The 12,488-nt window shown below is 62.8% G+C and carries 24 protein-coding genes and 1 tRNA gene; 8 read left to right on the forward strand and 17 right to left on the reverse strand.

Going from position 1 to position 12,488, the window contains the following annotated elements:
* Positions 1-31 precede the first annotated feature (31 nt).
* Complete coding sequence (locus ACE10Z_RS23340; protein ID WP_375782851.1) at positions 32-442, forward strand: SRPBCC family protein; 411 nt, start codon at positions 32-34, stop codon at positions 440-442.
* A gap of 19 nt (positions 443-461) precedes the next feature.
* Positions 462-815 carry a cupin domain-containing protein gene (locus ACE10Z_RS23345; RefSeq protein ID WP_375782852.1) on the forward strand — a complete coding sequence of 118 codons (354 nt, stop codon included), beginning with the start codon at positions 462-464 and terminating at the stop codon, positions 813-815.
* Positions 816-1,095: 280 nt separating this feature from the next.
* Here the strand turns inward: ACE10Z_RS23345 and ACE10Z_RS23350 are convergent, their stop codons facing one another.
* The 17 genes from ACE10Z_RS23350 to ACE10Z_RS23430 form a co-directional block, all read right to left on the reverse strand.
* A complete protein-coding gene (locus ACE10Z_RS23350) occupies positions 1,096-1,509 on the reverse strand; it encodes a hypothetical protein (protein WP_375782853.1) in 414 nt (137 codons plus the stop codon).
* Between the two features lie 914 nt (positions 1,510-2,423).
* Positions 2,424-2,891, reverse strand: a complete 468-nt coding sequence (locus ACE10Z_RS23355) for a DUF992 domain-containing protein (protein ID WP_375782854.1) — start codon at positions 2,889-2,891, stop codon at positions 2,424-2,426.
* A gap of 879 nt (positions 2,892-3,770) precedes the next feature.
* Entirely contained in the window at positions 3,771-4,973 is a 1,203-nt protein-coding gene (locus ACE10Z_RS23360; RefSeq protein WP_375782855.1) for a tyrosine-type recombinase/integrase, read from the reverse strand.
* Complete coding sequence (locus ACE10Z_RS23365) at positions 4,970-5,269, reverse strand: hypothetical protein (RefSeq protein ID WP_375782856.1); 300 nt, start codon at positions 5,267-5,269, stop codon at positions 4,970-4,972. Before ACE10Z_RS23365 ends, ACE10Z_RS23360 begins: the two co-directional genes overlap by 4 nt.
* Positions 5,266-5,613, reverse strand: a complete 348-nt coding sequence (locus tag ACE10Z_RS23370) for a hypothetical protein (RefSeq protein WP_375782857.1) — start codon at positions 5,611-5,613, stop codon at positions 5,266-5,268. Before ACE10Z_RS23370 ends, ACE10Z_RS23365 begins: the two co-directional genes overlap by 4 nt.
* Before the next feature lie 26 nt (positions 5,614-5,639).
* Positions 5,640-5,924: a hypothetical protein gene (locus ACE10Z_RS23375; RefSeq protein WP_375782858.1), complete on the reverse strand. Its 285-nt coding sequence runs from the start codon at positions 5,922-5,924 to the stop codon at positions 5,640-5,642.
* On the reverse strand, positions 5,921-6,139 hold the full coding sequence (locus ACE10Z_RS23380) for a hypothetical protein (RefSeq protein WP_375782859.1): 219 nt from the start codon (positions 6,137-6,139) through the stop codon (positions 5,921-5,923). The genes ACE10Z_RS23375 and ACE10Z_RS23380 overlap by 4 nt, the downstream gene beginning before the upstream one ends.
* On the reverse strand, positions 6,139-6,576 hold the full coding sequence (locus ACE10Z_RS23385) for a hypothetical protein (protein WP_375782860.1): 438 nt from the start codon (positions 6,574-6,576) through the stop codon (positions 6,139-6,141). Before ACE10Z_RS23385 ends, ACE10Z_RS23380 begins: the two co-directional genes overlap by 1 nt.
* On the reverse strand, positions 6,569-6,823 hold the full coding sequence (locus ACE10Z_RS23390; protein ID WP_375782861.1) for a hypothetical protein: 255 nt from the start codon (positions 6,821-6,823) through the stop codon (positions 6,569-6,571). The genes ACE10Z_RS23385 and ACE10Z_RS23390 overlap by 8 nt, the downstream gene beginning before the upstream one ends.
* A 369-nt stretch (positions 6,824-7,192) precedes the next feature.
* On the reverse strand, positions 7,193-7,420 hold the full coding sequence (locus ACE10Z_RS23395; protein ID WP_375782862.1) for a hypothetical protein: 228 nt from the start codon (positions 7,418-7,420) through the stop codon (positions 7,193-7,195).
* Complete coding sequence (locus ACE10Z_RS23400) at positions 7,417-7,668, reverse strand: hypothetical protein (RefSeq protein WP_375782863.1); 252 nt, start codon at positions 7,666-7,668, stop codon at positions 7,417-7,419. Before ACE10Z_RS23400 ends, ACE10Z_RS23395 begins: the two co-directional genes overlap by 4 nt.
* A gap of 114 nt (positions 7,669-7,782) precedes the next feature.
* Complete coding sequence (locus ACE10Z_RS23405) at positions 7,783-8,001, reverse strand: hypothetical protein (protein ID WP_375782864.1); 219 nt, start codon at positions 7,999-8,001, stop codon at positions 7,783-7,785.
* Between the two features lie 102 nt (positions 8,002-8,103).
* Complete coding sequence (locus tag ACE10Z_RS23410) at positions 8,104-8,529, reverse strand: hypothetical protein (RefSeq protein WP_375782865.1); 426 nt, start codon at positions 8,527-8,529, stop codon at positions 8,104-8,106.
* A gap of 4 nt (positions 8,530-8,533) precedes the next feature.
* On the reverse strand, positions 8,534-8,860 hold the full coding sequence (locus ACE10Z_RS23415; RefSeq protein WP_375782866.1) for a hypothetical protein: 327 nt from the start codon (positions 8,858-8,860) through the stop codon (positions 8,534-8,536).
* Positions 8,857-9,138 (reverse strand): hypothetical protein, encoded by a 282-nt coding sequence (locus tag ACE10Z_RS23420; RefSeq protein WP_375782867.1) that lies wholly within the window; start codon positions 9,136-9,138, stop codon positions 8,857-8,859. The genes ACE10Z_RS23415 and ACE10Z_RS23420 overlap by 4 nt, the downstream gene beginning before the upstream one ends.
* The gene (locus ACE10Z_RS23425) at positions 9,138-9,434 is read right to left on the reverse strand and encodes a hypothetical protein (RefSeq protein WP_375782868.1); all 297 of its coding nucleotides are present in this window, start codon (positions 9,432-9,434) and stop codon (positions 9,138-9,140) included. The genes ACE10Z_RS23420 and ACE10Z_RS23425 overlap by 1 nt, the downstream gene beginning before the upstream one ends.
* 75 nt (positions 9,435-9,509) lie before the next feature.
* Positions 9,510-10,133 carry a helix-turn-helix domain-containing protein gene (locus tag ACE10Z_RS23430; RefSeq protein ID WP_375782869.1) on the reverse strand — a complete coding sequence of 208 codons (624 nt, stop codon included), beginning with the start codon at positions 10,131-10,133 and terminating at the stop codon, positions 9,510-9,512.
* A gap of 71 nt (positions 10,134-10,204) precedes the next feature.
* Between ACE10Z_RS23430 and ACE10Z_RS23435 the strand changes: the two genes are divergently transcribed.
* The 6 genes from ACE10Z_RS23435 (at position 10,205) to ACE10Z_RS23460 (ending at position 12,394) form a co-directional block, all read left to right on the forward strand.
* A complete protein-coding gene (locus ACE10Z_RS23435; RefSeq protein ID WP_375782870.1) occupies positions 10,205-10,414 on the forward strand; it encodes a helix-turn-helix domain-containing protein in 210 nt (69 codons plus the stop codon).
* Between the two features lie 154 nt (positions 10,415-10,568).
* Entirely contained in the window at positions 10,569-10,868 is a 300-nt protein-coding gene (locus tag ACE10Z_RS23440) for a hypothetical protein (protein WP_375782871.1), read from the forward strand.
* 17 nt (positions 10,869-10,885) lie between these two features.
* Positions 10,886-11,125 carry a hypothetical protein gene (locus ACE10Z_RS23445; RefSeq protein WP_375782872.1) on the forward strand — a complete coding sequence of 80 codons (240 nt, stop codon included), beginning with the start codon at positions 10,886-10,888 and terminating at the stop codon, positions 11,123-11,125.
* Positions 11,126-11,708: 583 nt separating this feature from the next.
* Positions 11,709-11,785 (forward strand) — tRNA-Met (locus ACE10Z_RS23450).
* A 16-nt stretch (positions 11,786-11,801) separates the two neighbouring features.
* A complete protein-coding gene (locus tag ACE10Z_RS23455) occupies positions 11,802-12,062 on the forward strand; it encodes a hypothetical protein (RefSeq protein WP_375782873.1) in 261 nt (86 codons plus the stop codon).
* Positions 12,059-12,394, forward strand: coding sequence for a hypothetical protein (locus ACE10Z_RS23460; protein ID WP_375782874.1), 336 nt, complete (start codon positions 12,059-12,061; stop codon positions 12,392-12,394). Before ACE10Z_RS23455 ends, ACE10Z_RS23460 begins: the two co-directional genes overlap by 4 nt.
* Positions 12,395-12,488 lie beyond the last annotated feature (94 nt).

Genomic DNA, 12,488 nt, shown 5'->3' on the forward strand with positions numbered 1-12,488 from the left:
CGCTCCATCCAAGAACGACGAAGGAACGCATATGAAGATTGCCGTCGAAACGATCGTTGTCGCGCCGATCGCAGATGTTTGGCGCGCCTACACCACGCCCGACGACATCAAGCAGTGGAATGCGGCCTCCGACGACTGGCACACCACTGCTGCGACCGTGGACCTGCGCGCCGGTGGCGCATTCTCGTCGCGGATGGAAGCCAAGGACGGCAGCATGGGATTCGATTTCGCCGGTACCTACACCAAGGTCGAGGCGCCCCGCCAGCTCGAATATGCGTTCGGCGACCGCACCGCGCAGGTTGCGTTCACGCCCGAGGCCGGCGGCGTCAAGCTACAGGTCTCCTTCGACAGCGAGGAGACCCATTCGGTCGAGCAGCAGCGCGGCGGCTGGCAGGCGATCCTGGATAATTTCAAGCGCTACGTCGAGGCAAAGCGCTCCTGATCCGGCCACTGGAGGCGACGTGATCGATGCAGCAAGGGTCTGGCAGCTTGGCGCTGCCAGCGAGATCGAGGGACGGACCACCGGATCCGAGACGTCGGTGATCGTCGTCGACATGCCGCCTGGGCCGGGACCGGCGTGGCACCGCCATCCCTATGCCGAAACCTTCATTGTGCTCGAGGGGCGCACACGTTTCACGATCGAGGGCAGGACGTCGAGGCTTCCGTCGTATCAACGCAATGACGATCTGCACTGGATCGAACGCAGCGTACGGGCTGCCACCAAGCGCAAGCGGATCGACCAGATGCTGGAAGAATTGAAAGCGGGCGGGGTCTATATGGGAATGGCGCATCGGCCGAGCAAACACGCGAGGTGATCGTTCTCTCGGCGCGGTCGCGATGGTGGTCAGGAGCAAATGCGATGCGCTGTGTCTTGGCACTTGGCCTGTTGGTCATCCTGTGCGTGTCTGCGAGTGCTGCAACACGGCGTCACTCCCACGCACGCCAACCCGCAACCGTTCGTTCGCCCGCGGCTGCAACGCCGGCGGCGCGCTTCGCCGTTCCTGGCTGGAGTGACGAATCGACGCGCCAATGGCTCGACCGTGCCTCGTCCTATGTGGGCCTGGGCGGTTAGTCGAGTAGCCGGCAGCGCCAAACTCAATCGTCGTCAGCTTCGTCAGTTCCCCGTGAGTTCGATGCCGAGCGGCCGCTGTACTGCCGGGGAACGCCCGCGGCCCTTCGCGTGCTCACGTCCTCGCTCTCACGCAGTTCCTTCCGCGCGCGCCGCGCGGTTCGCATCGCTCGCTTGATATTTGGATCGTGCGAGTCCTCGTCAAAGAAGAGGACGACCTCGCAGCTCGGGCACTGGCGCGAGTAACCGTTCTGCAGCCGCTTGGCGCGATCACGAAAGACGTTCTTGCAGCGTGTGCAACGGATCTGGACGGAGTCTTCCATATCGATCCCAAAATATCGACGAACGGCGCGAGCGCTCACGATCCTCTTGAGGAAGCAATTCTGAATTAAGAAATCACGAAGCGAATTGTCGGCAATCGCGGCAACCTGCGGCCTCACGAACAGAGAGCGTCCGGTCGCTCAGGCAGCCGGAACTTTGTTCACGCACGGAGAACTACGGAATCGTTTCGTGCGCTGAATGATAAAGAACAAGACGCGATTTCAGAGCAGACCGTGAACATCAAAAGAAAGGCCTCAGCGCGTGGGCCACGCCGAGGCCAAGTTGACACTTTGGTCGTGAGGCACCGTCACCAGTGCCTCGGTGCTTAACCTAGCTTCGTTTCTCTCAAGCCAAATAGCCTATATGGGCCATGATCGCTGGCACAGAACGTGCAGAGTTGGAGCTGTCAGGATTTTGCATCACCTTCCTGGGGCTAGGAGCAGCGCCGTCCGCGTATATTTCAAGCGGGCGGCGTTGTGCATTTCGTGCCAACGCGGATGAGCAATCGCTTCGCGTGGTGCCGTCACAAGTGGCTGTTCTCGACGTGGCCGAACGGCGTGCTCTATGTCCGGCTGTTGGTCCGCGGCACGACGGACTTCATTGCATTGCGTACAAGGTCCGCTCGTCGACGGTGCCGGTCTCGCGATTGCTCGATCTCGTAGACGGCCCGGACGAGACAAGCGCCGAGGCAGCTACACAGCAGCATCAGCCAGAATGCTTGTCCGGCGCTGTCCATGACGTCACGGAATGAGAACGCCAGGCATCGGCTTCGTAGGCAGCGGAACAAACTGGTTCGGCTGACCCCGCAGGATTGCCAGAACAGCAAACACCGTTACGGTGACCGTCAAAAGCTTCGCCATGAAATTCGTCGGCAAAAATGAACGTAAGAATTCTTGGAGCGTAGCACTCGAATTGCGATGCGCCTGTGAACCCTCTCACATGAACGGAACGTGCGTGAATTCAGGCGGTTTGTTGGATCCCGATCGAGCCGCAATTCCCGGCAATCTGACGTTTTGGCACAAAATGCACAGCATCAGCGATCGATCGCCCGAATTTCCAGGCTCTCGATTTTGACCGGCGGAGTCGAGAAAGCGTCCTCGTTCAACGGATGCAGCGTGATCGGCGTATTCGCGCCGCCGCTGAGGACATTGTCGCCCGCGCCGCTTGCGTGGATGTAACTGCCGGCGAGTTGGTCGAGCCCGATCCACGGCACTGGCGCCATCACCTTCCAGGCCAGTGCGACTTCCTCGTCGCCGATGAAAATGCCGAGGTTGGGAATGGCTGCGACGTAGCGACTGTCCGGTGCGCTATCGGCGTGCAGCACGCAATCGAGATTGGTCACCGGGCCCAGGATGAAACCGGTGTCAGGCCCGCCACGACACGCGAGCGTTCCGGCCTGCACCTGCTGTGCCTCGGCGGTTGCGATGGGCGTGGCGAGAGCTGCCGCGCCACACACCGCAACGATGACCCAATGACCCGTTGTACGCATGGCGCTGTACAACGCGAATGGACGCGCAATCGGTCCACGCTCTCGCGGCGGCCTGCGCTGGTGGTTAAGGGATTCTTAGAATTGGGGTCTCCAACGAAACTACGCCGCCGGGCTCGAAATGAATTGTCCCGGCGGCGGCTTGTTTCAAACTGGGCCCGCAATCCCAGTCATGTTCTGTCTGTGAGACCGGCGCCAAGGTTCGAGTAACCCGTATTCATACGGGCGTCAGCGTCTCGCGACAGTCTTGGGGGTGGCTGCTGACCCTCTTGTGCCCCGGCGGCGGTCCGATTGTCACCCAGACCACCGCGGCAATCACCACGGCCGTCAGGATAGCGCCGGCCAGGGGCTGATCGTTGTCCATGCTCCGCGCCCGTTCAGATATGATGCTCCAGCTTCCGCATCTCCTGAAGGCGAGCCAGGCAGAAATCCCGGTACAATTCGTTGATGAAATCCCACATGGCCGAATCCCCTTTTGGTGCAATGACGGGACGCTACCCCGGGATTGTTTCCGGCCGGCTTCGCGACGTCCGGAAAATGGCTTCATCGAAGGGGAGTGGGGTGGCGATCCCGGCAGGACCTGCCGCAGTGAGCAGGATCAACGGCTTACGGGAAAGTGGGTCGCATCAGGCTCCCACTGGATTTCCAACGTTTCCGGGCGCATGTGACCCACTTTCCGGCATGTTCTCTTGGTCGCCGGGGGTGAACACCAGCGGGTTCGCCGGCAGTGTTAGAAACATAAATCCCTTCTGACACTGTGGGCAAAGAACTCCCGATGGATATGGGTTCCGATTTGGCGATCCTTCGGCAAGCGCCTGAAACTCCCAGGCGCAGGTCGGACATGTTCCTGCCCATCTCGGCGGCTGCTTCTGGTCCGTCATTTGCTGGTCCTGGTCATTGGTTGCTCTCCTGGCCGCCGGGGGTGAATACCAGCAGGTTCATGGCGCCGCCGGCCATCAGCTGCTGCTGCACGGCCTTGGTGTAGAGCTCGGCCTGCGCCAGCGTCTTCCAGCCAAAGATCGCCATCAGCTGGTGAGGGGTCGCGCCATTTTGTGCAGCAAGGGTCGCGCCGGCCTTGCGGAGCCCGTGGGCGCGTCCAGGCACTTTCGCCGCAAGACACTGCGTCTCGAACCAGTTGCCGAGCCCCTTGACCGTGAACGGCTTGCCGAACGACGTCTCGAGGAAGGTTAGGTCGCCGAGTACGCCGGCCTTCTTGGAGACGGCCAGCACATCCTCGAGCTGGGCCAGGATCGGCACGACCAGGTCGACCGGGCTCCTATTGCGATTCTTGTGCTGCCGGAAGGCAAGCCAGCGGCCGGCGTGGATCTCGCGCAGCTTGGCCGCGATGTGTTCGGGCTTGCGGATGTGCTGCCGCCCGAACTTCGCGACGTCGGAGATGCGCTGGCCGAATAGCAGGAACAGCCAGAGCGCAAGATAGGCCTTTGTCCCCGGCGGATGCCGCTCGACATATTGCTCGATCTCGGCGACGTCCCAGGTGTGGTGGCCGCCGGTCTTTGGGGCCTTGAGCAGGTCGATGCCCTTGGCGACGTTCCTGACCATCAGCGGCGGCTTCTCGGCGACGGCCCATTCCGAGAGCTTGCGGATCGCCTTGAGCCGCGCATTGGCGCTGTTGATCGACGTCTCGGCCTTGCGCTTCACCAGCACGATGATCTTGTCTTCCGGGATATCGCAGGGCAGGTCGCCGACCTCGCGCTGGTCGGTGTCGCTCACCGGCTCGTTGCAAAGCGCCTTGAGGATGTTGCGCCGGACGCTTTTGGTGTCCTCGTCATAGGCGCGGAACTCAAGACTTTCCTTGTAATATTTCTGGATCAGCCAGCGGAGCGATCGCTCGACGACCTTGGGCGGCGGCGGGGCCTTCGGCTGCTCTCCCTTGCGGAGATACGGCCGACCGGCGCGGGCGGCAGCGAACTCTTCCAGGAACTCAGGGGTGTCGGGTTTTTCGCGGAGCCGGACCTTGCGGTATTTTGCCGTGCCTGGGATGCGCTGGCGAAAATAGCGCCTGACGTTTCCGTGCCGGTCCTCGTCCTCGTAGTAGTGGCGTGAATCGAGTGGCGGCATGGGCCCGTCTGCGGTCATTTGACCCCGCTCCAGGCGTCGGCGGCGGTATTGGGGGCCAGCCCGGGCGCGGCTCGGTCATCGAGGGCATTCTCGAACTCGATGTCAAGCTGGTAGCGGTCCCAGACCCGGCAGCCGAGCACCATTTTCCCCGGGTGATAGACCCCGGCGGCTACCGCCTCGTCGAATTTTGTGGGGGATAGCCCGACCCAGTAGGCCGCGGCTTCACGGCGCAGGCCCCGCGGCGCATAGGCACGGTCGCGATGAGCGCCGGCGGGCGGCTTCGGTCCATCGCTGCCGTCGGCCCTGCGGCTCATGGCGCGGCCGACAGCTGGGTGATCCGCACCTGCACGCTGTGCGCGTCGCGCTCGATGCCGAACTCCCGGGTGACGATCTCGCCGATCTCACGGAACACCAGGCCCTCCGCGCGCAGGGCCTCGATGCGCGCGTCATGCTCCGGGCTATAGGGATGAACCGTCTTGCCGTCCCGGACGTATGGGCGCGGCGCCCGTCGCGGCTTGCGCGTGACCAAACCGTGCCGGAGCATGTACCAGTTGACCGTGGCGGGATGCCTGTTGAGCTTCGCCGCGATCTTGCCCGGCGTCGGTTTCGCCATTGTCTGGGCTAGGCGCTCGATCTCCAGCTTTTCCTCGGCCGTCATTTTTCCGCGTTTGCGATGCTCATATTTCATGACAGGGGCACCTTGGCGCAGGGCGGTGTATCGAGGATCTCGCGGACGGTGTCGGCCAGAAAGATGATCCGCTGGACCGGGTCGCTATTCGATGTCGTCGGGTCGAGGTATTCCCGGCAGCCGTTGGCTAGCACCATGAGCTCGTCGCCATAGCGGAACGGGGCACGGGCATAGTGCGCGACCTCGGCCAGCAGACCGATGACGGCCTTCAGGCGTGCGGCCTCATTCTCGGCGTCTCGCATCGTTTCCGCGAATTCGAAGCATGCGTCGCTGAGGCTCATCGCGGGCTCCCTGGGCCGCGGTACCACTTCCGATACCCATCGCCGTCGACGATCGCCCGACCCTGGCGCACCAGGATGTGAAGCACGCAGCGGACGGTATGGGTGGCGAGGTAGGGCTCGGCCAAGCAGCTGCGGACCTCGCTCGCCCGCAGCCAGATCGACGGCGTCAACGCCGCCGCGACCCGGTCGATCGTGTCGGGGCGATAGGAGGCCATCAGTTGCGCACCTCGGTCGCAGGTGCGACGGCGTCGATGCAGAGCCGAATGATGTGCGCCAGCTGCGAGGGTACGTCGTCCGGCTTGACCGTCAGTGCGATCTTCTTGATCTCGCCGAGTGCGTCCTCGGCCTTGACGGCGCGCTCGACGAGGGTGCCGTAGTATTTTCGGCCCTCGGGATACGACATTCCTTCGATACCGACGTCGGCCAAAGCGGCGACGAGCGGGTACACATGCTCTGACCAATTGAGGGTCTGAGTTCCGATGATGCTATTGCGGATTTGATTGATCTTCTCGAGAGCGGACTGCAATTCGGTCACCAGCTTGGCGGCCGCGCGCAGCTCGCGAGCGATACGGTCGGATGAGCGGCCTGGAATCGGGCCCATGCGGTCGTCGATCTCGTCGGCGCTGACGATGAGTGCTGCAGGCTCAATCACAGTTCCCCCGTTCTGCAATGGTGGTGAAGACGATGGCGCGCATCCGGAGGAGATCGCCGGTTGCTGCGTAGAGGCGCTGGCACAGTAGGAAGGGATTGACGTTCAGCCGGGCCCAGAAAATTTGTTCGCCGACTTTGTGCTGCGCATCGGGGTCGTTGAGGTGGCAGCCACTGCAAAGGGGCGTCGTCCACTCGGAGGACGGCTTGCGGGCCATCGCCTGGCGCTTGTTGTAGGCGCCTGAATTCATCCGCAGGTGCGCGGCCGTTCCGCAGGGATCGAGGCCGCAGCGAACGCATGGGCATTGTCTGACGAGACTAAGATGGCCGTCCGCGCTCCCGCTACCCTGCTCAACACGCTTCGTCCGGGGCTGGACTTGGTCGAAGCGCTTGAGCAGGGATCCCACCGGCGCGGGAGGGAAGCATCTTTGCGGGCGCGGGAGCGTCATCAGTGTCGCGTCTCCGGCGCTCGAACGTTCCAACGATCTTCCGGCGCCTCGGCATTGCAACCGATGCACTGCACACGCTTGATCTCGACCATGCCGGTCCGCGACGAGGTGTAGGAACTGAAGCGATTGAGGTTTCCGCTGCCGCAAAACGGGCAGGGGAGAAGACGGTGCTCATCCGCCATGGCGCGCTCCGCTTCTGCGGTACCGCACAACGCGCTCAAAGCCAGCCGCCTGAAGGAAGGCCTTCGATGGCTCGCGAGCGCCGCTAAGCACCATTCCGACGAAGCCGGCAGACAGACCGAGCGTCAGGCCGATTGTCTCGTGGGTCTCGCCGCGAAAATGCTCCGCGACAAACTTCCGAACCTGATCTGCGGTATATGTGCGATCGCGCTTCTTCATGATGCCCGCGACATTTCCGCGGCGTTCAGCTGCTCCTCGGCCTCTTGCTGCGCGTAGCCGACCAGCGCCATGACGTCATAGGTGGGGTAGCCGCGATAGATCAGGATGCGGATCGCGTCGCGCTCGCAGCGATATGTGTCAGTTTCGATCAGGTCCTTCGCCATGCGCTGTACGACGTCGGCGCGGCGCTGCTCCTGGGCCATCAGCGGCCCGTCAATGAATTTGAAGAGAGAAACCGGCTTATGCATCAGAAAATCCCATTGTGCTTGGCGGTATTGCGGGCGGCGACCCTTGCTATCGGGCCGCCGCCCGCGGGGGTTATCGAAACGGTACCGCGAAGCCCGTCCCGATCAGGGAGCTCGCTATTTGAGTTCGACGACCGTTCCGTCCGCGAGACGAACGCCGAAGACGACGTCGCTGAACCGGTAATTGTTGTTGTTGCCGCGAAGCCCGTAGCCCATGTCGGGCACGACGCGAACATCAAACCATCCGCCCTTAGGAGCCTGATGGGCGTACTTGCTGCTGCGCTTGATGCGGGCAACGAGCTGCTGCGACGCCGGCGACGTCGCCGGCTTTTTCAAGGTCGGCTCCGAGGGATCGTCCATCCAGGACGGTACGCTTCCATCCTTCGGACCTTGGTAACTTCGCGAGATATCGCCTGGCATCGTCGTCCTTCTCCCGTTTCACGCGAACGCATTCCGCCCCGGGAACGGCAGCGGCTGTTTGAATCCCCGGTATTGCAATCGCTTCTCGGCGGCGAGCCGCTCGACGCAGACGAGCGCGGCGATCTTGTCGTCGCTCCAGCCGGCGCGATCGACGAAGCGCGGCCACAGACTTTTCTGCTGCGCGAATTGCGACGTCATCGTCGCCACGATGAATCCGAACGGCGCGGCGCAGGGCTCGATCGAGAGCATCACCTTCAGGCACCATACCGATCGCGAGACATCGCCGTTGTCGGAGACGAGCAGGGCGCGCTCCGTCTCGTCGTGCTTCACGAGGGCGAGGCAAGTCAGGCCGAGATTGGCCGGACGGAGCCGGCGCCGGTTGCTAGACGACGGCGTGCGGGACGGGAAGCGGACAACGTTGGTGGTGAGGCTTGGGTTACGCATGATACTATCCCTGCACAGGTTGAGAGTGGACGTGGGCAAAGGTGCGCAGCAGCGCTTCGATGGCGTGCTCGCCCGGCGTGACGATCGCGTCGTAGGCGTCCGCAAGCCCTCGGCTCGGCCGGCCGAGCACTTCCTCCTCGGCGCGCTCCATCGCGCGAAGCTCGGCGACCATCAGCACGACGGACCACCACTTCTTTCCGTCCAGCTCGGAGCGTTCTTCGACCGGCATGGCCTCATGAATGTCCCGCACGATGGCGAGCGTCATGTCGATGCGTCGCTCGCGGCTGACGAACGACGGTGGAGCGTCCAAGGTGAAGGCGAGCTGCATCATCGGCCGCGCTCGGGATCGGCATGGATGAAGACAGAGCTCGGATTGGTCGTGCAGATGTTGGCGTGGAGCGGTCGGTCTGCTTGTTTGAGAAGATTGAGAGCTTCCTTCCGGCTGACCCGGATGCTCCCGCCAAAGTCGGCGTAGACGTAGACGTATTTTGCCGTCCGGATCTCGCGCTTGATCGCGGCGAGATCTTCTTCGCGACGCCAGTCATCTTTCGGCAAACTTGCCTTCGACGAGGCTTCGATCTGCTCGGCTGGTGATGATGCTTCTTCCATCACGCGCGCTCCAGCATCGCGGCCTTGCGTCGCACCGCGCGCTCGCGCCGGAGCTCGGCCTGGTACTCGCGCTCGATGATCAGATCGCGCGTCTGCTGCGCCACGCCGCGAAGTCGCCAGAGGGCTTCGGCGCGATCGCGCAGATCAGGATGGCGGTTATAGGCGAGGTGCCAATCGTTGGCGTCGAAGATACGCACGCCGCTGACGCGCCGGCACAGCTCTTTCCGGATGCCATCGATCTTCCGGTCGATGATCCAGATCGCTTCGAGCTGGCCGGCGAGGAGGGGAGACGGCATGACGGAGCCCCGTGGTTAACGGAGCTATCTCTATGCCTTTTGCATTACCGTGTCAATGCATTTTGCATAATCGCGTTATCGCGGCACCATGCTCTTGACCCGGGCGGCCCATTCGATCTTGACGTCGAGGATCGGCGGCTCCGTCTGCGACAATAGGTGGAAAAGGCCCTTCGCCTTCGATGCCTGTATCTTTTTGATCAGGATGCGACCGTCATCGAGCCCGACCACACAAAGCTTATTGATCAGGCTTGGCGTGACCGGCCGGTGCACGTCGTCGTAAAACACCAGCCAGCGATCGAAGAACGTGCCGAGACTTTCGCCGCGGATTTCCACGGCAACGGTCGAGGCGGTTGACCCGGCCGGTGCTGGGATCTCGTCGAGCGGGGCGTCCTGGGCGAAAAAATGGGTCTCGGCGCCGGCGCCGACATAGCCGACAAGGTTAACGACGTGGCCCTCGTCCGTTTTTGACGGTCGGGTGGGCTGGCCCTCCCTCGGTCCGCGGTTGGTGAGGAGCCATTCCAGCGAGACGTGGTACCTCCGGGCATAGAGCTCGGCGCTGGACCTTTTGAAGCCGCGCGAGCCGTTTTCGTGGGCCAGATAGGTCGGGACCTTGACGCCGAGCGCCCTGGCTGCGTCGGAAGCCTCCGGGAAACCGGCCTTCAGGCGCGCATCTGCCAGTCTTTGGTGCATTTCCTTCATTGATGCAATTTGCATAGGATATTTATGCAAGAGGCATTGACGACAATTATGCAAAAGGCATAGTCGACGCCATGGACGCGCAACTGATTCGGAAAGCTCGTGAGGTCGCCGGCGAAAGCCAGGCGGCCTTCGGCGCGCGCTTCGGGGTCGACCAGAGCACCGTGCACCGTTGGGAGACCAACGGGCCGCCGGTTCGCGGGCCGGCCAAGATGGCGCTGGTCCGCGAGATCGACGTGATCATGGCGAACCACGCCGCCGGAACCGGCGAGGGCTCCTCATGACCAGAGCCGCCGCCACCAGCTTCGCCAATTCAGCTGCCGCTTGCGCTCTTCTTCCTGCGCCGCGAGCACCGCACGCCACGCGGCATCGTCAGCCTGTTTTTTCATCTGGTCCATTTGTGTCTCAATCATCGTTTGTTGCGTTGGAGTATTTGTCATGGGCGAATCAAATGCCCGGCGGCCGCTGCCGTCGAGAGAGAACAACCGAACACCTGTTCCTGGACGCGCCGATCGGCGGCCTCTCGGAACACTTGTTCCAAGTGTTCGCGCGGCACCGATTTGCTTCGGCAAATCCAAAATCGGCATCGTCGCCCACGCGCTCTGGCCGGTCGACACAACGGCACATCTCGCCCAGGCCCTCGGCTGCACAAAGCGGCACGCCGGTCTTCTCATCGACGGCAAGCGCAAGCTCAATGCGGTCGCGGCGTGGGCCATGCTCGGCGAGCTCGTCAACTAACCATCAGGAGGAATGCCATGTTGCTCGGTACGACACAGCGCGACAAGATCACCGGCTTCTCGGGAGTGGTCACCGGTTTCTGCGAATACCTCTCGGGGTGCAATCAGGCGCTGCTGGTGCCGAAGGTTGCCGAGAACGGGGACTTCAAGGAAGGTCACTGGTTCGATGTGCAGCGCCTGGAGCAGGTCGGGGCGGACGTGATCACGCTCGACAACGGTGCGACGCCGGGCTTCGACAAGGCGGCGCCAAAGCGCTGATCCTATCCCAGGCGAAAGCAACCAAAGGCAAGCCCGGTATGGCTGGCGTTGACGGCGCCGTAAGACAGAACAACCGCCGGGAAGGGTTGCGAGTAGGCGAACCGACGCGGATCTGGAGGCTGAGTTGGCCGGCTCTAGGGCGAACCTCAAACGTCAGCGAACTCGGCGTGACGGGCGGAGAGAGTGCCGCACTTCAGTTTCATCTTGCTGATGCGCGCCAGCCTGCACCTGGCTCCCGTGCATGGGGGAATTGCGGACACACGACCTTTGCCCTCGGGCACCGAGCTCCGCTCCGCGAAAGCGCATCAGCAACCTTTTCTGACCAGTTTCGCTCCCGGCCGCTTCCGTGGCGTGTCCGGGGGACTGAGGCAAACAGCGGGGGCGCGCGCGAATGGCGCCAGCCAGTACGGGTGCTGGCATCGCTCCGGTGGGCGGCCCGCGCCTCGGTTGATTTCAGTTCGGGCGGCGGCCTTGGCATCCTAGAGCCCGGGTCAATGACACGGGGCGATCGCATCGCGATGCCGGCTCCGTCGGGAAGGGCGCGTGACCGCGCTATATGCCCCGCCGTCGTCCGATCCTTTTCCGTGGGGTGGAGCAGCCCGGTAGCTCGTCAGGCTCATAACCTGAAGGTCGCAGGTTCGAATCCTGCCCCCGCAACCAGTTTCCGGAGGGCCTCATGACCGAAGCGGGCAATTTCGAGATACCGCCCGTCTCAATGGGGCAGTCGATCTCGATCGTGGCTGACGTCGTCGCGGGGTTTATCGGCAGCATGCGGCCGCAAAACTTTACGGGCACCGACCACGAGATGAAGGTCTACCACCAGACCGCGGTCAGCCTGTTTCTGTATCAGCTGTTGATGCGATCGAAACACAAAGAGGAGATGGCCAAGATCCTGGAGGCCATCATCGTCGAGCTGCGCTCCCCGGAGGCTGCATGATGCGCACCCGCGATCGTCTCGCCGCCGAACTTCGCAAGATCGCCGAGCAGGCAGGGCCTTCGAACGCCGTCAAATATGAGGCATTTGCCAAGCGTGCAGAGACCGGCGAGTTCGACGATTACGCGGACACCTACGTGTGCCCGATCACCCAGCTCTACACCGAGCTGCAGGCTGCCGGGCTGTCGAAGTTCGCTGCCCGCGTTGCGGATGGCGAGTTCGATGCGACCAGGGAAGAGAGCGACGAATGGATGCGCAGTCCATCGGGGCAGGAGGCTGCGAGACGCCTCTCACCGGAGATGCGCAAGGTGCTTGGCATGGATCTGATGAATTGACGTCCCAATAAACAATAAGAGCGGCACCAACCGCACGCCTGTTCTGTAGCGTCACCGCGTAACCCCGACATTCGATGAACCGCGCGCGTTCGGT

Origin of the sequence: Bradyrhizobium sp. Pha-3 (assembly GCF_042258615.1) — a bacterium.
GTDB lineage: Bacteria > Pseudomonadota > Alphaproteobacteria > Rhizobiales > Xanthobacteraceae > Bradyrhizobium.